General features: G+C 74.8%; 18 protein-coding genes. 6 read left to right on the forward strand and 12 right to left on the reverse strand.

Annotated features, from left to right (window positions below):
- The first annotated feature begins 139 nt into the window (after window positions 1-139).
- Entirely contained in the window at window positions 140-661 is a 522-nt protein-coding gene (locus tag ABFY03_RS36040; RefSeq protein WP_346171989.1) for a protein kinase domain-containing protein, read from the forward strand.
- Between the two features lie 115 nt (window positions 662-776).
- Here ABFY03_RS36040 and ABFY03_RS36045 read toward each other — a convergent pair whose 3' ends face one another.
- From ABFY03_RS36045 to ABFY03_RS36055, 3 genes are all read right to left on the reverse strand, one after another.
- Window positions 777-1,937: a S8 family peptidase gene (locus tag ABFY03_RS36045; RefSeq protein WP_386723516.1), complete on the reverse strand. Its 1,161-nt coding sequence runs from the start codon at window positions 1,935-1,937 to the stop codon at window positions 777-779.
- 195 nt (window positions 1,938-2,132) lie between these two features.
- Window positions 2,133-2,462, reverse strand: coding sequence for a hypothetical protein (locus ABFY03_RS36050; protein ID WP_346171990.1), 330 nt, complete (start codon window positions 2,460-2,462; stop codon window positions 2,133-2,135).
- A gap of 172 nt (window positions 2,463-2,634) precedes the next feature.
- Window positions 2,635-3,306: a DUF4097 family beta strand repeat-containing protein gene (locus ABFY03_RS36055; RefSeq protein ID WP_346171991.1), complete on the reverse strand. Its 672-nt coding sequence runs from the start codon at window positions 3,304-3,306 to the stop codon at window positions 2,635-2,637.
- A gap of 346 nt (window positions 3,307-3,652) precedes the next feature.
- Here ABFY03_RS36055 and ABFY03_RS36060 point away from each other — a divergent pair, with 346 nt between their 5' ends.
- Both ABFY03_RS36060 and ABFY03_RS36065 read left to right on the forward strand, forming a co-directional pair.
- Entirely contained in the window at window positions 3,653-4,204 is a 552-nt protein-coding gene (locus ABFY03_RS36060) for a YciI family protein (protein WP_346171992.1), read from the forward strand.
- 119 nt (window positions 4,205-4,323) lie between these two features.
- Window positions 4,324-4,611 (forward strand): hypothetical protein, encoded by a 288-nt coding sequence (locus ABFY03_RS36065; RefSeq protein ID WP_346171993.1) that lies wholly within the window; start codon window positions 4,324-4,326, stop codon window positions 4,609-4,611.
- 27 nt (window positions 4,612-4,638) lie between these two features.
- Here ABFY03_RS36065 and ABFY03_RS36070 read toward each other — a convergent pair whose 3' ends face one another.
- Window positions 4,639-5,199, reverse strand: coding sequence for a TetR/AcrR family transcriptional regulator (locus ABFY03_RS36070; protein ID WP_319009970.1), 561 nt, complete (start codon window positions 5,197-5,199; stop codon window positions 4,639-4,641).
- Window positions 5,200-5,272: 73 nt separating this feature from the next.
- On the opposite strand from ABFY03_RS36070, the gene ABFY03_RS36075 reads away from it, so the two are divergent.
- Window positions 5,273-6,700, forward strand: coding sequence for an FAD-dependent monooxygenase (locus ABFY03_RS36075; protein WP_346171994.1), 1,428 nt, complete (start codon window positions 5,273-5,275; stop codon window positions 6,698-6,700).
- 21 nt (window positions 6,701-6,721) lie between these two features.
- On the opposite strand, the gene ABFY03_RS36080 is transcribed toward ABFY03_RS36075, so the two are convergent.
- Complete coding sequence (locus ABFY03_RS36080) at window positions 6,722-7,336, reverse strand: TetR/AcrR family transcriptional regulator (RefSeq protein WP_346171995.1); 615 nt, start codon at window positions 7,334-7,336, stop codon at window positions 6,722-6,724.
- A 75-nt stretch (window positions 7,337-7,411) separates the two neighbouring features.
- On the opposite strand from ABFY03_RS36080, the gene ABFY03_RS36085 reads away from it, so the two are divergent.
- Window positions 7,412-8,233 (forward strand): class I SAM-dependent methyltransferase, encoded by an 822-nt coding sequence (locus ABFY03_RS36085; RefSeq protein WP_386723513.1) that lies wholly within the window; start codon window positions 7,412-7,414, stop codon window positions 8,231-8,233.
- Between the two features lie 42 nt (window positions 8,234-8,275).
- Here the strand turns inward: ABFY03_RS36085 and ABFY03_RS36090 are convergent, their stop codons facing one another.
- From ABFY03_RS36090 to ABFY03_RS36110, 5 genes are all read right to left on the reverse strand, one after another.
- Window positions 8,276-9,280: a hypothetical protein gene (locus tag ABFY03_RS36090; protein ID WP_319009974.1), complete on the reverse strand. Its 1,005-nt coding sequence runs from the start codon at window positions 9,278-9,280 to the stop codon at window positions 8,276-8,278.
- A 210-nt stretch (window positions 9,281-9,490) separates the two neighbouring features.
- Entirely contained in the window at window positions 9,491-10,165 is a 675-nt protein-coding gene (locus ABFY03_RS36095; RefSeq protein ID WP_346171997.1) for an ABC transporter ATP-binding protein, read from the reverse strand.
- Window positions 10,162-11,076, reverse strand: a complete 915-nt coding sequence (locus ABFY03_RS36100) for an ABC transporter ATP-binding protein (RefSeq protein ID WP_346171998.1) — start codon at window positions 11,074-11,076, stop codon at window positions 10,162-10,164. Before ABFY03_RS36100 ends, ABFY03_RS36095 begins: the two co-directional genes overlap by 4 nt.
- Entirely contained in the window at window positions 11,048-12,898 is a 1,851-nt protein-coding gene (locus ABFY03_RS36105; protein WP_346171999.1) for an ABC transporter permease subunit, read from the reverse strand. Before ABFY03_RS36105 ends, ABFY03_RS36100 begins: the two co-directional genes overlap by 29 nt.
- Window positions 12,899-13,071: 173 nt before the next feature.
- The gene (locus tag ABFY03_RS36110) at window positions 13,072-14,586 is read right to left on the reverse strand and encodes an ABC transporter substrate-binding protein (RefSeq protein ID WP_386723515.1); all 1,515 of its coding nucleotides are present in this window, start codon (window positions 14,584-14,586) and stop codon (window positions 13,072-13,074) included.
- 263 nt (window positions 14,587-14,849) lie between these two features.
- On the opposite strand from ABFY03_RS36110, the gene ABFY03_RS36115 reads away from it, so the two are divergent.
- Window positions 14,850-16,097, forward strand: coding sequence for a serine hydrolase domain-containing protein (locus ABFY03_RS36115; protein WP_346172001.1), 1,248 nt, complete (start codon window positions 14,850-14,852; stop codon window positions 16,095-16,097).
- A gap of 148 nt (window positions 16,098-16,245) precedes the next feature.
- On the opposite strand, the gene ABFY03_RS36120 is transcribed toward ABFY03_RS36115, so the two are convergent.
- Window positions 16,246-17,406 carry a GTP-binding protein gene (locus ABFY03_RS36120; RefSeq protein ID WP_346172002.1) on the reverse strand — a complete coding sequence of 387 codons (1,161 nt, stop codon included), beginning with the start codon at window positions 17,404-17,406 and terminating at the stop codon, window positions 16,246-16,248.
- 8 nt (window positions 17,407-17,414) lie between these two features.
- On the reverse strand, window positions 17,415-17,585 hold the full coding sequence (rpmF, locus tag ABFY03_RS36125; protein ID WP_031013557.1) for a 50S ribosomal protein L32: 171 nt from the start codon (window positions 17,583-17,585) through the stop codon (window positions 17,415-17,417).
- Window positions 17,586-17,706: the final 121 nt, after the last annotated feature.

Here is a 17,706-nt window from a genome sequence, read left to right on the forward strand (position 1 = left end):
CCGCCCGGTGCCCACGGGCGGCACAGGGCACCAGCTCTTCCCCGTCAACTCGGTTACTCCCTGGACCAGTTGTCGCCGCGACACCTAGCCTGCTCCCGGGGATCGCGGGAGTGATCGGGTCGGTCATAGGGGAGTGGTCATGCAGGAGGGGTGGACGGGGAGCGTGCGGCCGGGGGAGCAGATCGGGCCGTACACGGTGCTCGCCGAGCCGGCCGGCGGGGGCATGGGCCGGGTCTGCCTGGCCCGCTCGCGCGGCGGCCGGACGGTCGCGGTGAAGACGCTGCTCACCTCCGACGACGGGATCGTCGCCCCCGAGGACCGGCGCCGCTTCGCCCGCGAGGCGGCGCTCGCCCAGCGGGTCCAGGGGCCCTTCACCGCCGGCATCGTGGCGGCCGATGCCGAGGCCCGGGTGCCCTGGATCGCGACCGAGTACATCCCCGCCCCCTCCCTCAGGGACCTCGTCGTCTCCCAGGGCCCCCTCCCCGCGGAGGCGCCGCCGTGGATCGCCGCCGGCACGGCCGAGGCGCTCGTCGGCATCCACGCCGCCGGGCTCGTCCACCGGGACGTGAAACCGTCCGACATCCCCGGAAACGAGATCCAGATCTCCGGCGACTTCACCCGGAACGAGGCGGACGCGCTGGTCGAGGAGCTGGGCGGGTAGCCGCGCCCTTCGTCCGGCGCGTGTTCCGCAGGGCGCAGGCCCCGTACGGCGTCCGCGGACATGACGGTGCGGGCCCAGGCCGCCGTCGGCCTGGGCCCTGGGGTGACGCCGTGGGCTACAGGCCGCCGGTGTAGAGCAGCTTGTTGGGGGAGCCCGGGCTGATGTTCGTCAGGAGGTCCTTGGACGACTGCTCGTCGAGCCACGCGGCGACCTCGGCCGGGGAGGCCGTCGGGTGCGCGGACTTGTAGAGCGCGGCGACACCGGCGACGTGCGGCGCGGCCATCGACGTACCGTTCAGGGCGACGGAGCCGCCGCCCAGCTTCGCCGACACGATGTCCTGGCCGGGGGCGTAGATCTCCACGCACCGGCCCCAGTTGGAGAAGGACGTCTCCTCGTCCCAGGCGTTGGAGGCCGCGACGGTGACCGTGCCGTCCGCCGAGGCGGGCGAGACGGTGCAGGCGTCCTTCGCGCTGTTGCCGGCCGCGATGACGGGGAGCACGCCGGCCGTGCGGAGGGCCGTGGCGGCGTTGTTCAGGGCCGTGGACCTGTCGCCGCCGAGGGAGCCGTTGAGGACGGCGGGCTGGCGGGCGTTCCGGGCGACCCAGTCGAAACCGGCGATCATCCCCGAGTACGAGCCCCGGCCGTCGCAGCCCAGGACCCGGACGCTCACCAGGTTGGCCTTCCGGGCGACGCCGTACGTGCTTCCGGCGACCGTGCCGGCCACGTGGGTGCCGTGCCCGTTGCAGTCCTGCCCGGCACCGCCGTCGCCCATCGCGTCGAAGCCGAAGGTGGCGCGGCCGCCGAACTCGGCGTGGGCGTAGTCGATGCCGGTGTCGAGGATGTACGCCGTGACGCCGGCGCCGCTGCCCTCGGCGGTGAAGTCGTCGTCGAGCGGCAGGTTCTCCTGGTTGATCCGGTCCAGGCCCCACGAGGCGGCCGGGCTGCGGGCGCCGGCCGGGGCGGTCGGGCGCGGCGGCGCGGCCGTCACCGCGTCCTCCTCGACGGACGTCACCCCGGGCGTCTTGCGGACGATGTCCAGCTGCGTGGCCGTCAGCGGCACGGCGAATCCGTTGATGGCCTTCTCGTAGACGAACGTCGGCTTGAGGTTCAGCCGCTCGGCGGCCTTGGCCGCGTCGACCGTGCGGTCGAGGGTGACGATGTACTTGCCGGGCACCGCGTTGGCGGCGGTGACGAGCGGCGCGGGCACGGGCTCCGGCCCGGCCGCGACGGAGCCGAACGCCGTCGCGGTCGGTGCGGTGAGGGCCAGGGCGGACATGGCGGCACTCGCGAGAGCGAGTCTGGTACGTGTGTTCACGAAGGAGAGGGCATCATGCAGAAACGATCACCTTCTAGGACATTTCATGTCTATTCGGGTGGATGATCGAAACGTCACCGCAATGCGCTCGGTCGCGGCGGCGATCGTCAGACCGTGCGGGGTCCCTTGCGCCGGTGTCGCGGTGCCCCGCGGCTGTCAGAAGCCGGGAACCCCGTAGAGCAGCAGGCCGGACACGGCCGGCACGACCGGCACGGCGAGCGCTCCCCACGTGCCCGGCCGCGTGGAGGGGTCCAGGAACGCGGCGATCAGCAGCAGCACGGCGGCCGGAACGCACAGGAACATCCCCACGACGAAGCCGACCACCGCCCAGACGGACACGGTCGTTCCGGCGACGAGACACGCCCAGGCGAAGGGGTGCGGAGTGCGGCGGAGGAAGAAGGGAAGGGCGACGGGGAGTATGGCCAGGAAGTAGAGGCCGCCGAACCCGCTCGGCAGGCCGATGGCCAGCGCCGGCAGCAGTGCCACGGCCGCCCCCAGAAGCAGGGCCGTCTGACCGCTGCGAACCCGTTGACCCTCCATGCCCCATCCCCCCACTATCTTGAACGCGTTCAATGTGAACGCGTTCAAGATAGCGGACCCGCTGGTCGTCCCGCCCTCCCGTGCCCGCATGGGCAGGGCAGGGGCGGCGCCGTGCGGGTCACTTGCTGTGGGCGGTGATGTCGCCGAGGGCGGTCGTGGCGCGGATGGTGAGGGAGGCGTCCGCGCCCTGGCTGTTCTGGAGGGAGTTCTGGATGCGGCCGAGGGTGGTGTGGGCGTCGAGGGTGGCGGAGACGCCGGGGGCCGCGCCGACGGCGATGGAGCCGGCCTGGGTGGTGAGGGTGACGACGCCGGTGCCGGCCTGATCGACGGTCAGGTCGCCGCGGGTGGTCGTCAGGTCGGCGGAGCCGTTGAGGCGGCCGACGGTGATGTCGCCGTCCTGGAGGGACACGCGGACGGTTCCGGCCTCCTCCAGGGTGGCCGGACCCTGGGCGGCCTCGAAGGTGACGTCCCCGAGGCGTCCGGCCCCGCGCAGATCGGCCGTCGCGGCCGTGGCCTGAACGCTGGAGCCCGCCGGGAGCTGGACGGTGACGTCGACGAAACCGGTCTGTCCGAAGAGCTGGTTCTTGGCTGCGGGTGCGGTGATCCGCAGGACGCCGTCCGCGAAGGCGGCGGTCGTGTCCTCGGCGGCCTTCACGTCACGGCTCTTGGCGGCGTTCGCGGGGCGGATGTCCACGGTGGTGTCGGCGCGGTCGGCGGCGATGAAGCGGAGGTGGCCGGCGGGGATGTCGACGACGGTGGTGATCGGGGCGGTGGTGGCGAAGGTCTGCATGGTGTGGCTTCTCCCGTGGAGTCGTGGTCGGCGTTTCCGACATGGGAAAAGCTACGTTGCTTTCCGGTCTGAGGCAACGTCAGTGTGGCGTTGTCCCGGGGTACTTGCAGGTGAAGGCGGGAAAATCGTTGCAATGGATGCTGGATTGATGCAACGGCATATGTCGGAACGTTGCAATGGAATGAGGGTGAACGCTCTGTCGGCGGCCCTCGGTCCGGAGAGAGGCGCAGTGGATTCGGCTGGGGTTCCGGTCGCGGGAGGGATGGGGCTTCTCGTCGGACATGACGACGCGCCCCCCCGCGAAAGCCGCTCGACGCACCGCGCCCGAGCGGGAGATCGTGAGGTCATGGAGTTCTTCTGTTACCACCGCGACCGGGTGGGATCGCTGCCCCTGCGCTACGCACTGCGCGAAGAGCACTGGACGTACATGGACCGGTACGCGGAAGCGCTGATCGCCCGCGGTCCGACCTTCGCCGACGACGGCGAGACGCTGACCGGCAGTGTCCACATCCTCGAGGTTCCCGATCCGGCCGCCGCCCGCGCGTTCGCGTTCGACGAGCCGGGCTACCAGGCCGGCGCCTACCGGGACGTGCTGCTGCGGCGATGGCGCAACCTGCTCGGTCGCACCATGGGGGAGTTCCAGGGCGGCCGGGACGGCGGCGACCGGTACCTGGTGATCGGCCTGGGCTCTGGAGAGCCGGCCGACGTCACACCGCCGCGCGAGCGGGACGAGTTGATCGCCTTCGGTTCCCTGTTCTCCGACGACGGTGCCGCCTGGCTGGGCACGGCGGCGCTGGTCCGCGCACCGGACCCGGCGGCGGCGCGCGCCGTCCTCACCGCGGGGCGGTACGCCGACATCGAGGTCCACAACTGGGAGTTCGGCGGGCGTCCGTCCTAGCCGCGCGCCCCGCGCCCGGCGCGGGCCCGCGCGCCCGTGCGCCCCGCGCCCGCGCGCCCCGCGCGACGAGCGGTACCGCGGGGGCACGTCCCCGCCCGCTCGCGTGAGAGCATCCCTGCATGAGCAGCGACCTCGAAGTGAGCGCTCTGGCGATCAACGTCACGATCCCCGAGGTGCTCCGTTGGACGGACAGCCGGCGTGGTGAGGAGTTCACCCTCACCACCCTCAACATCCGGCTCCTCCCGGACGGGCACCTCGCCGTGAAGGCCTACGGCCGGCCGGTGGCCGGCGGCCGGGGCGCGTACGTCTCGTTCCCGGTCCCGGAGAAGCCCGAACTGGCGGCTCTGGTCTCCGAGGCGGCCGGTCGCGCCGGGGCGATGTGGGCGGCCCACCGCGGTCTCGGCTGATCCCGTCCGCTCGGTCCCGGCGGCGGGTCACGGGCGCAACGCCGCCGTGACCAAGCCCTCCAGCGCCTCGCGCGATACGTCGCCGCCGCTGACAAGTCGGTCGAAGACCAGGCCGTCGACGCAGGTCAGCAAGGTGTGTGTACGCGTCTCCACGTCCGGCGCGCCGTGCGTGGAGAGAAACAGCCGGACGGCCTCGCGGCCGGCGTTCTCGCGGGGGACGAGGAGTTCGCGCAGCTCCGGGTCGCGCACGCTCTCGACGGTGCAGGCGTAACGCGCCAGTGAGCGGCGGCGCCCCTCGCCCGTGAGCCGGGCGTGCGCGAGCCGCGCCATGCCGTCCACCAGCTCGTCGACCGTGCGCAGCGGTGGCAGTTCCTCGGCCATGGTGTGGAGTTCGGCCTGGTCGCGCTGGACGAGGCGGGTGACGAGGCCGGTGAGCAGTGCCGCCCGCGTGCGGTAGTAGGCCGACGTGGTGCCGGACGGCAGGCCCGCCCGCCGGTCGACCGCCCGGTGGGTGAGGCCGCGGATGCCTTCGTCGGCGAGTACGTCGAGGGCCGCGTCGGCGAGGAGCGTGCGTCGGTCGGAAGCCATACCCCCCTTTCTACACCTGTAGAGGTTCGGTTAGCCTCCTGCTTCTACAGATGTAGAAAGTCGAGGGTTCGGTATGGGGAACAGGGCAGTGGTCGTCGGCGGGGGCATCGGCGGGCTGGCCGCCGCGATCGGGCTGCGCCGCATCGGGTGGGACGTGACGGTCGTGGAGCGCGCGCCCGTGCTCGACGACGCCGGCGCGGGCATCTCGTTGGCGGCCAACGGCCTCCGCGCACTGGACGCGCTCGGGGTCGGCGCGGCGGTGCGGGAAGCCTCGCGGGGGCAGTACAGCGGGGGCACCCGCACCCCGCGCGGCAGTTGGCTGGCCCGTATGGACGGCGCGGCCCTGGAACGGGCGGTGGGTACGCCGATCATGGGCATCCCCCGGTCCACCCTGCACCGGCTGCTGCGCGCGGCCCTGCCCGCCGAGGCGCTCCTGATCGGCGCGGAGGTCGAGTCGGTGACGGGCCCGGAGATCGCCGCCGCCTCCGCCGCGACGGCCGCCCCGGTCTCCGTCCCGACAGTCGACCCGGGCACCGCCCCGACAGGCGCTCCGGCTTCCGCCCCGACAGGCGCTCCGGCCTCCGCCCCGACAGACGCCCCGGCATCCGACCCGACACCGAACCCGACGGCCGCCCCCACCATCGCCCCGGCAGCCGACCCGAACACCGCTCCGGTCCACCGTGGCGGCCCCGGCCCCGGCCCCGGCCCCCGCCCCGGACTCGGCCCCGGCCCCGGCCCCGGACCCGCCCCCCTTCGCGTCCACTGTGGGGACAGGATCCTGGACGCCGACCTGGTCGTGGCCGCCGACGGCATCGGCAGCAAGCTGCGCGGCCTCCTCTTCCCCGCCCACCCCGGCCCCGTCTACAGCGGCTCGACCGTGCTGCGCGCCCTCACCGAGGGGCCGGTCGGCCTGCGGACCGACTTCGAGCTGACCTGGGGGCGGGGCGCCGAGTTCGGGCACATCGCCTTCACGGACGGGCGGGCCGAGTGGCACGCCGTCCTCGATCTCCCCGCCGGGGTACGGTTCCCCGACCCGCTGGCCGAACTGCGCCGGCGCTTCCGAGGCTGGCACGAGCCGATCCCCGCCCTGCTGGACGCGACCCGCCCCGACGCCGTGCTGCACCACGACGTCAACGAACTGCGCACACCGCTGCCGTCGTACGCCGTCGGCCGGATCGCGCTGCTGGGCGACGCGGCCCACGCGATGACCCCGCACCTCGGGCAGGGCGCCTGCCAGGCGCTGGAGGACGCGGTCTCCCTGGCCGCGGCGCTCGCCGCCGAGCCCACCGTCGAGGCGGCGCTGGCCCGTTACGACGCCGAGCGCCGTCCGCGCAGCCAGGCGGTCGCGGCGGCCGCCCGCCAGGCGGGGCGGATGGGGCAGCAGCTCTCCCATCCCCTGGCCGTCGCCCTGCGCAACACGGCGATGCGGCTGACGCCCTCCCGCACCGCGATCAGCATGATCCTGCGGCATCACGCCTGGGTCCCGCCCCGGCTGGACTGATCCGCCGAGCCCTCCGGTGCGTCACCTCGCGCCGCGGGCGCCGGGCGGTTCCTGCTCCGCGCCCGCGACGACCGCGGTGACGACCTTCCGGACGTCGTCCGCCGCCGGTGGGACGGCCTGCCGGTCCGCGAACAGCATGTGCGCGGCACCGATGAGCGTCGGGGCGAGCGTGTCGAGGTCGGCGTCCGCCCTGACGCGACCGAGGTCCCGTTCGGCGGCGAGGTAGGCGGCGATCGCCGCCGCGGCGTCGGTCAGGAGCGGGACGCCGGCGGGCCTTGCGTCGCGCAGGCGGGCGCGCAGGCCGTCCCGCGAGGTGACGAGACTGACGACGGCCACCGCGACCGACTCGAAAAGCTCCAGCAGTGCCCGCGTCAGGTTGTCGGCGATGCTGCCGGTCCCGGCGGACGCGCGCAGGGCGGCGGCCCGCTCCTCGACGCGGTCGACGCGGTGCAGCACGAGCTCCGCGAGGAAGGCGTCGAAATCGGCGAAGTGCCGGTGCAGGACCCCTTTGGCGCAGCCCGCCTCCACGGTGACGGCCCGGCTGGTGAGCGCGCTCGGCCCGTCCCGGAGCAGGACGCGCTCGGCGGCGTCGAACAACTGGCCGCGCACGTCGCGGATGGCTACCCCTGTGGGCATCGTGCGGCCCCCGTCCTCTCCTCGGCCGACCCGTCCCGATTGACGAGTGGGCATGCGCCCACTCATAGTGGGCGCATGCCCACTTTACCGCCGGAGCGAGGCCCTCACCGCGCCCGTGGCTCCCATGAGAACCGTCAGGTGGCCGAGTCCTTCGGCGCGGACGCCGCACGCTACGACCGGGCTCGGCCCCGCTACCCCGCAGCCCTGATCGACCGGATCGTCAGCGTCGTCCCCGGCCGCCAGGTCCTGGACGTCGGCTGCGGCACCGGCATCGTGGCCCGGCAGTTCGCGGCCGCCGGCTGCCGGGTCCTGGGTGTCGACGTCGACGCCCGGATGGCCGACCTCGCCCGCCGCCGCGGACTCGACGTCGAGGTGGCGGCGTTCGAGGCCTGGGAACCGGCCGGCCGCGCGTTCGACGCCGTCGTGTCCGGCCAGACCTGGCACTGGGTGGACCCGGTCGCCGGCGCCGCCAGGGAGGCACAGGTGCTGCGCCCCGGCGGCCTGCTGGCCCTCTTCTGGAACGCGGGACGGCCCGCCCCCGCCGTGGCGGACGCCTTCGCCGAGGTCTACCGTCGGGTGACGCCCGACACGCTCGCCGCACGCCAGAGCGCGACGTCCGCGGTGGACGGCTACACGGCGCTGTGCGCCAAGGCGGCGGAAGGCATCGGCAAGGCGAACGGATTCGCCGACCCGGAACACTGGCGGTTCGACTGGGAACGCCCCTACACGCGGGACGAATGGCTGGACCAGCTCCCCACCCAGGGCGCCTTCACCCGCCTCCCGAAACCCGAGCTGGAGGAGGTCCTCGCGGGCGTCGGCGCCGCCATCGACGCGGCAGGAGGCAGCTTCACGATGCACTACGCCACCCTGGCGGTCGCCGCGAAGCGCACCGGCTGACCCCCCGTCGGCGGAGGTGGACGTCCGCTCCGGCACTTCGACTCACCGGGCGGGCCACCGGGCACCGCGCTGCCGGAGGGTGCGTGCGGCGGGCAGCCTGGCCAGGGTGGCCTCGAAGGCACCATGATGCGCCGTCAGGAAACAGCCGGGGCTCGGCGGAAGCGGGTAGTCATCACGCAGTACGCCCTCCGGGAGCACGCCCGTCGCGGGAATCGGCGACGTCTCGCCCGGATGGGCCAGGTACGCCCAGACCCCGCTGTCCAGCGGCACCACGGGCCCCTCGTCATGGGGCGGAGTCCACGGCGCACCGGTGAGCGGATGACGGGGGACGAGGAGCAGGTCCGGGCGGGGACGGGGCAGCGGAAGCCCCGGACCGGCCAGTGCCGTGGACAGGGCGTCCGGGCCGGAGGAGAGGTACTGCCGCACCGCGTGCCCGAGCAACTCGGTGACGCGACCGGCGGGGAGGGCAACCGGGCGGTCCCCGGAGACGGCGACGAGGTGGGCGAGCGCGACACCGAGCGCCGCGTGCCAGCGCAGACTCCACGCACCGTCGGGCTCGACGGGCGGGACGCGGTGCTCGGGACGCGCGAGGTCGTCCCAGCCGGGCGGCGGGCCCGCCGGAAGCCGGGAGGCGCGGCGTACGACCGCGTCCGGCTCCAGCCAGACCGCCTGCCAGTCGCCGCAGTCGTCCACACGGGTCGCGACGGCACGCCCGCACCCCTCGCACGCCAGGTTGGGACCACCGCGACCGTCCACGCCGCGGCAGTGACCGTCGCACCTGTCGAGGATCAGCGTCATGGACCGGGAGTCACCCGGCGCGATGACGATCCGGTCCCGCGCCCCGAAGGAGACGAAGGGAACCGGCACGAACACCCCCCGCCGAGCCGCCTCCTCCGCGCCGACCTCCTCCCAAGGCCGCCAGGGCGGTCCGGTCGGCTGCGGCTCGACGGCGTACGTCGCGGGCTCCATCAGCGGCGGATGCAACTCCTCCCACCCGCCGTGGTGCGCGTGCACGGGCAGCGCGACCCGCGCCACGGGCGCCGTCAACTCCGTACCGCACCCGGCACACACGAACACGTCCAAACAAGCTCCCCTTCGCCCCGGTTCCGGGGGATTGTGCCTCGCCGAACCCCCGGCGCTCCATCGGATTTCGGGTGCGTCACCTCCGGTCGTCGAGAGCACCGCACTGTCAGGGGCGTGTGGGAGGTTCGGCTGCGAGGGACTGGCGACAGTCGACCAGGAGGCGAGCACCCAGGGTCACGCCACGAGCCTCCCGTCCCTCATCGTCAGGATGCGGTCGCCGACGTGGTGGACCGCCGCGTGATCGTGGGAGATGAGCAGGAAGCCGACTCCCAGGCTGTCCTGGAGATCCATGAGCAGGTTGAGGATCCCCGCGCGGAGCGAGGGGTCGAGTGCCGAGGTCGGTTCGTCGAGGACGAGCAGTTCCGGCCGGGTCGCGAGGGCGCGGGCGATGGAGACGCGCTGGCACTGGCCGCCGGACAGCTCGTGCGGCAGCCGTCGCCCGTGCGCGGGGGAGAGGCCGACGCGTTCCAGGAGCTCGTCCACCCGGGCCGGGCCGTCCGCGGCCCGCCACCGTCCGTGGACCCGGAGGGGCTCCGCGATCTGGTGGCGTACCTCGCGGCGCTGGCTCAACGCGCCGTAGGCATCCTGGAACACGGGCTGGAACCGGGGGCGCAGCGCCCGTAGTTCGCGTGCGCGGAGGCCGGTCAGCTCGACGCCCGAGAAGCGCACCGAGCCGGAGTGCGGCCGCAGCAGCCCCAGGACGGCCAGTGCCGTCGTCGACTTGCCGCAGCCCGACGGGCCGACGAGCCCGACCGCCTCCCCGGCGCCGACGGTGAACGACACGCCGTCGACGACCCGCCGTGCTCCGTACCGGACGTCGAGGTCCCGGACCTCCAGGAGGGCGTTCACGCGACCTCCCCGGCGGGGTGATGACAGGCCACCGCCCGGCCGTCCACCACTCGCAGCGCCGGTTCCTCCCGCCGGCACAGCTCGGCGGCGTGCGGGCAGCGCGGCGCGAAGGAGCACCCCGCGCCGGAAGCGCCCGGCGCGGGCGGGGCGCCGGCGAGGACGGGGAGACGGGTACGCCGGGGGATCCCGGCGTGGGGGAGCGAGGCGAGCAGTCCGCGCGTGTACGGGGCGACCGGCCGGTCCAACACCGCGTCCGCCGCGCCGAGTTCGACGATCCGGCCGGCGTACGTCACGGCGACCCGGTCGGCGTGTCGGCGTACCGCCGCGAGGTCGTGGCTGACGAGCAGCAGGGCGGCCCCGGTGGCCGCGCAGCGCTCCCGCAGCAGGGTGAGCACCTGCTCCTGGCGCGCCGGGTCGAGCGCGGTGGTCGGCTCGTCGGCGACGACCAGCGCGGGGCCGTTGACCAGGGCCATCGCGATCACCGCACGCTGCCGCATGCCGCCCGACAGGGCGTGCGGCACCGCGCCGGCCGCCTCGGGCCCCAGCCCGACCTCGCCGAGAGCCCGGCGCGCCACGGCCAGCGCCTCGCGCCGCCGCGCGCCCGACACGGACCGCACGGCGAAGGCGAGCTGGTCCTCGACGCGGTGGACGGGCGACAGGGCCGACATCGCGTCCTGCGGGATCCAGGCGAGGCGGCGGCCGAGATCGGCCGGCGTGACCGGGCCGCCGTCCAGCAGGACCCGGCCGTGGAGGCGGGCCGCACGCGGGACCATCCCCAGCAGCGCCCGCGCGGTGAGCGACTTGCCTGCTCCGGACTCGCCGACCAGCGCGAACACCTCACCCGCGGCCATATCGAAGGAGACTCCGCGCACGGCCTCGCCGTCAGGGAAGCCGACCCGAAGACCGTCCACCCGCAACAGGGGGACGAGGGGTTCGGACAGGGGGAGCTGCGTGGGGCGGGACAAGAGGCCGGACTTTCCTCGAAGCGACAACGGAAGACGGACGGAGGCGGAGGCGGAGAGGGAGCCGTAGGTGGAGAAGGAGTCGGAGCTGGAGAGGGAGACGGAGGACACGGGGCGCGGGGGCGGCGCCTCGCCCGCCGGCGGACGTCGACAGGCAGACCGCGAGCGCCGCGAGCAGGGCCAGCGCCACCGCCGGGGCGAGGGCGGGGACCGGCGCCCGCTCCACGTAGTCGGCCGACTCGTCGAGCAGCAGCCCCCATTCGGGCGACGGGGGCCGCGCGCCCAGGCCCAGGAAGCCGAGCGACGCCAGCGCGAGCGCGATGCCGGGGAGCCGGAGCACGGCGTGCCGGGCGACCGGCCCGGCCACCGACGGCAGGATGTGCCGCGTCCACACCCACCACGGCCCCGCGCCGAGGGCGCGTTGTGCCAGGAGGAAGCGGGAGGCCCGGATCTCCTGGACCAGTGCCGCCGCGTGCGCGGCGAGCGGCGGCCAGGACACCAGGGTCACGGCGAGCGCCGCCGCCCCGCTTCCGGGACCGGTCACGGCCGCGACCAGCAGGCCGGTGAGGACCGGCGGCAGCGCGTTGGCGACGTCCGCGAAGCCGGCCGCCACGCCGGGGACGAAGCCGAGCGCCACCGCGACGAGCCAGCTCACGCAGGTGACGGCCGCGGCCGTGCCCACCGTGGTCGCCGCGCCGTGCCCGAGGCGGGCGAGCACGTCTCGGCCGAGCGCGTCCGCGCCGAGCGGATGCTCCGGTGACGGCGCGGCGAGCCGGGCCGCCACGTCCACGGCGTACGGATCGCGCAGCAGCCCCCAGCCGATCACGCCGGCCAGCAGCGCCGCGAGCCCCGCCGGTACGGCGAGCGGGATCCGCCGCGGTGCCGGTGCGGGCAGCCCGAGCCCGGCCTCGCGGGACGCGGGCCCGAGCAGCCGGCGGCGTACCAGCGCGGCGGCGGTCCCGGCCAGCAGACCGAGCCCCAGCAGGGCGAGGACGCAGCCCTGGAGCAGCGGCAGGTCCTGGGAGGTGGCGGCGCCCAGCGCGGTACGGCCGATCCCGGGCACGGCGAAGACCGTCTCGACGGCGACCGCGCCGCCGGTCAGACCGACGGCCACCATGCCGAACTGCCCGGCGAGCGCGGGCATCCCCCGGCGGACCGCCGCGCCGGCGATCCGCCACCGGCCGGTGCCCGCGCCCCGCCACAGTTCGACCCACCGCTCGCCGAGGACGGGCGGCAGCGCGTCGGCGACCAGCCGGCCGAGGAGGGCGCCGGCGGGGACGCCGAGGGCCACCGCCGGCAGCACCAGATGCGCCGGGCCCGCCCAGCCCGAGGTGGGCAGCCATCCCAGCCAGACGCCGGCGGTGAGCAGCAGCACCAGGGCGAACAGGAACTCGGGGACGGCCGCGAGCACCGCCGCCACCGTCCCGCCGGTGGCCCGGCCGCGCAGGAGCGCGGGGGCGGCGAGCAGCGTCCCGACGGCGAGGGCGACGACCAGCGCCGCGCCCATCAGGGTCAGGGAGACGCCGAGTCCGGCGCCGACGGCCGGCAGCACCTCGGCGCCCGACACCCAGGAGACGCCCAGGTCGCCGTGGAGCAGCCGGTTCAGCCACCCGCCCAGCAGGCCCCCCGGGCCGGCGTCCAGGCCGAGGTCGGCGCGGATGGCGGAGAGCGCCTCGGGTGTCGGGGCCTGTTCGGCGGACCGGGCGCGCAGCAGGCTGAGCGCCGGGTCCCTGCCGGAGAGCCACGGCAGCAGTCCGACGGTGGTCACCACGCCGGCCAGGGTGACGAGCCGTACGGCCCCGGCCCCCAGGGCGGCGGCCGACGGGCGCCGCCCTGCGGGCCGGGTCTCCGGAAGCCGAACCGCCTCCCTGCGGCCGCCTCGCCGGGCCTTCGCCGGTGCGACGGCTGCGGCGCGGTCGCCGCGTCCGCCGGGGACGGGAGCCGTCACCGTACGTGGGTGTCGGCGGTGACGAGTTCGCGCTCGCGCGGGTCGTGTGCGGCGCCCACGACGTTCGCGCCGTCGCCCTGGATGACCCGCTCGTGCAGCAGGGGCACGGCGGCGTCGGTGGCGAGCACGGCGGCCTCCGCGGCGACGACGGCCTTCCGGCGGGCCTCGCCGGTGGCCGTCGCCGCGGCGGTGGTGAGCGCGGCGTCGACGGCGGGATCGGAGAGCTGGGAGAGGTTGAAGGAGCCGTCGCCCGCGAAGTCGCTGTACAGGTAGGCGGCGGGGTCCCCGGAGTCGAGGACGGTGGCCCGGGAGAGGACGAAGGCGTCGAACTTCCCGGCCAGGGCGTCGGCTTCGATGTGCGCGTACTCGCGCACGTCAAGCTCGACCTCGAACCCGGCCTTGCGCAGCTGCTGCTGGAGGAGCTGGGCGACCTCGGGCAGTTCGGCGCGGTCCGTGAAGGTGCCGATGGTGATCCTGGCGCCCTTCGGGGCGGTCGCCGCGGTGTGCCGGACGGGAGTGCGGAGCTTCGCCGCCCAGGGCAGCGCCGGCCCGAGCAGCCCGCCGGCGCGGTCCGCCCGGCCCTCGTACACGCCCGAGACGAGGCTCCGGGTGTCGACGGCCTCCCGGGCGGCGGCCCGCAGCGCCGGGTCGCGGAAGGTGCCGCGTCCGGTGTTCAGGTACAGGGTGTTGGTCCGGGGCATGGGGACCTCGGTGACGAGCTTCGGGTCCAGCAGTCCGGCCTGGGAGACGGGGACGGCCTCGACGATGTCGGCCTCGCCGCTGCGCAGCGCCGCGGCCCGGGCGGTTCCGTCGGGCACGTAGCGCACGTCGATGCCGGCGGCCTTGGCCTTGGCTCCCCAGTAGCGGTCGTACCGGTCGAGGGTGGCGGACGCGGTGCCCTGGGCGCGCACGAGGACGAAGGGTCCGGTTCCGGCGCCGACCGGGTCGACGGTCCTGCCCCGGTACGCCTTGGCGGCCAGGATCGAGAGCTGCGGGGAGCTGAGCCGGTGCGGGACGAGGGGGTCGGGCGCCGCGGTGGTGACGCCGACCGAGCGGGGTCCGGTGGCCCGGACGGTGAGGTCGACGCCGTCGAGGATCCGCGGCTTGGGGGAGGCCGTGGCGGCGGTGGAGAGCGAGCGGACGACGTCGGCGGCGGTGAGTGGGGTGCCGTCGTGGAAGGTGACGCCCTGGCGCAGGGTGAAGGTCCAGGTCCGGCCCTGCTGCCGCCAGCCGGTGGCGAGGGAGGGCAGGGCGTCGCCGTCGCGGTCCAGCCGGACCAGCGTCTCCGCGGTCGACCAGCGCGACAGCTTGAACGCGTCGTCGGAGAGCGGGGAGAGCCCCGACCGAGGGGGCTGCATCATCGCGACCCGGATGCGCCGGTCGTCGCCCTCGCCGCCTCCGTCGGCTTCGTTCGCGCCGCCGGCGAAGCAACCGCCGAGGAGGGCCGAGACGGTGGCGGCAGCGGTGAGGGCGAGTATGCGGCGGCGGAGGGCGGGGGTGCGGGTGGGCAGGGGAGACACAGCAGTCCTCGGGGTGGTGTGGGGGAGTGAGATCCGGACTTTATCAGAATGAAAATCATTACCGATAAGCGGAGGGCTCGCGGAACGGGACGGCCCCGATCGGCCCAACGGCCGACGCCCCGAAGCCTTCTGCCGGGGGGTTCCACACCGCCGGGTGGCGCAGGGCGGCTCGCCCGGACCGGCGGCGCGGCGGTCGTGCGCCGAAGCTGGACGGGCCGGCGCGTTCGGCCGCCGGTCCGTCCAGGAGGTCCCGCATGCCCCGATCCGCCCCGGCCCCGCACCCCTACCGGCCGCGCCGGGCCACCGTCACCGCGCTGCTCCTCGCCGCCGCGCTGACCGCCCCCACCCTTCCGTACGCCAGTGCGGGCGACCGGCCGTCACCGCGGGCCGGCGCCACCGACACCTCGGACCAGGAGCTGCGGCGCGCCCTCGCCGACCTCGTCGCCGCCCCCGGCGGACCGCCCGGCGCGATCGCCGTCCTCACAAGGGACGGCGTCCGGCAGGTCTACCGGGCCGGCACCGCCGAGGTCGGCACGGCGAGACCGCCCCGCCCGCACGACCACATGCGGATCGCGAGCGTCGCCAAGGCGTTCAGCGGGGCCGTCGCCCTGAGCCTCGTGGACCGCGGGGCGCTCCGCCTGGGTGACACCCTGGGGCAGCGCCTCCCGCACCTGCCCAAGGCCTGGCACGCGGTGACGCTGCGTCAACTCCTGCAGCACACCAGCGGACTGCCCGACTACAGCAAGACCGAGGGCTTCCAGACGATCGTCCGCGCCGACCCCCGGCACCGCTTCGACTCCCGGCGCCTGCTGGAGTTCGCCGCCGGCCAGGGCCTCGCCTTCACGCCCGGCACCCGCTACGCCTACTCCAACTCCGACAACATCGCCGTCGCCCTGATGGCCGAGCAGGCCACCGGACGCCGGTACGAGGACCTCCTCAAGGAACTCGTGTACCGCCCGCTCGACCTGCGCGACACCAGCCTCCCCTCCGGCTTCCGGCTGCCCCGCCCCTTCCTCCACGGCTATGCCACGGCCCCCGGCGAGGCGCCCGAGGACGTCAGCGAGGCGGTCAGCGCCTCCGGCGCGTGGGCGTCGGGCGGCATCGTCTCCACCCCGGCCGACCTGGGCGCGTTCTTCGGCGGCTACGCGGGACCCGCCCTGCTCTCCCCGAAGACGCGGCACGCCCAGACGCGCTTCGTCCCCGGCGACTCCCAGCCGGCCGGCCCGGGAACGAACGCGGCCGGCCTGGGCCTCTTCCGCTACACCACCCGCTGCGGCACGGTGCTGGGGCACACCGGGAACACCCCGGGCTACACCCAGTTCGCCGCCGCCACCGGTGACGGCCGCCGGACGGTCACCGTCTCCGTCACCAGCCAGGTCCCCCTCGACCCCGCGCTGCTCGCCCGCCTCCGCGCGGCCGAGGAACGTTTCGTCTGCGCCCTCCTCAAGGACGGCGACGGCGGCCACGGAAGCGACGGCGGCTACGGGGACGAGACCGTCTGACCCGCGGAGAACGGGCCGGGCCGGACGGTGCCGTGGCTGCGACCACCGTCCGGCCCGGAGAGTGTGGGGCGGGGTGTTGTCCGGGGGTTTTGTCGGGGGCTTCAGGGGTGTTGGTCGAGGGTGGGGTCGGGGGCTTCAGGGGTGTTGTTCAGGCCGCGTGCTCATGGGCGCAGGCGTCCTCGATGCCGAACGTCTCCCAGGCGGGGAACTCGTCGTCGGCGGGGGCCGGTTCGTCCGGCGCCAGCAGGCAGGCGTCCAGGGCCGTCCGGAGGGCGTCGGCGCGCAGACCGGTGCCGATGAAGACCAGTTCCTGGCCCTGGGTGGTCCCGGCGTCGCGGGCGCCGGACGGTTCGAACCGGGCCACGGCGCCGGCCTGGGACCAGAGGCCGGTCACCCGGGGGCGGCTGGCGAGCCAGAAGAAGCCCTTGGAGCGCAGGATCCGGCCGTACGCACCGCTGTCGAGGCCCTCGGTGACGAAGGTCCACAGCCGCCCGGGGTGGAAGGGGCGGGCGGAGCGGTACACGAGCGAGGAGATGTCGTACTCCTCGGTCTCCGGCACGTGGTCGCCGTTGAGCTCCTTCACCCAGCCGGGGGCCTGCTGCGCCGTCTCCACGTCGAACAGACCGGTTCCCAGGACCAGTTCGAGGGGGACCCGGCCGTGCACGGCCGGGACGATCCTCGCCTGCGGGTTGAGCCGGGTCAGCGCGGCGCGGAGCCGGCGCGTCTCCTCCGGACCCACCAGGTCGAGCTTGTTGAGCACGATGACGTCCGCGAACTCGACCTGGTCCATGAGGAGATCGCTGACGGTCCGCTCGTCGCCCTCGTACGGGGCGAGACCGCGCGCGGCGAGTTCGTCGCCGCCGTCGAGCTCGGGCAGGAACCCCGCCGCGTCCACCACGGTCACCATCGTGTCCAGGCGGGCGAGGTCGCCGAGGGTGGCCCCGTCGTCGCGGGGGAAGGAGAACGTCGCGGCGACCGGCATGGGTTCGGAGATCCCGCTGGACTCGACGAGCAGATAGTCGAAGCGGCCCTCGCGGGCGAGCCGGTCGACCTCCTCCAGGAGGTCGTCCCGCAGGGTGCAGCAGATGCACCCGTTGGTCAGCTCGACCAGGCGCTCCTCCGTACGGGACAGCGAGGCCTCTCCGCCGCGCACGAGTGCGGCGTCGATGTTGACCTCGCTCATGTCGTTGACGATGACCGCGACGCGCAATCCCTCGCGGTTGGCCAGGACATGGTTGAGCAGAGTGGTCTTGCCCGCGCCCAGGAAGCCGGAGAGGACGGTCACGGGAAGGCGGTCGTGCGCGTTCACGGGGACTCTCAACCCTCCGGGCGGATCAGGCCGCGCTCGTACGCCTTCACCAGCCGCTGCGGGACCTGGTGGACGACGCCGTCGACGGTGACCGGGACCAGCTGGGGCGTGCTCGCCTTCCACTGGGCGCGGCGGTGACGGGTGTTGCTGCGGGACATCTTCCGCTTGGGGACGGCCATGGGGGACTCCTCCTCGGTCCGGGGGGGGGGTGACTCGGCGAGCCTATATGAAAACGAATGTCATGAGCAATTGGGCTCCGGCGCGCGAAGCCGCGGACGGGCCGCGCGGCATGCGCCGGGG

The organism is Streptomyces roseofulvus (assembly GCF_039534915.1).
GTDB lineage: Bacteria > Actinomycetota > Actinomycetes > Streptomycetales > Streptomycetaceae > Streptomyces > Streptomyces roseofulvus.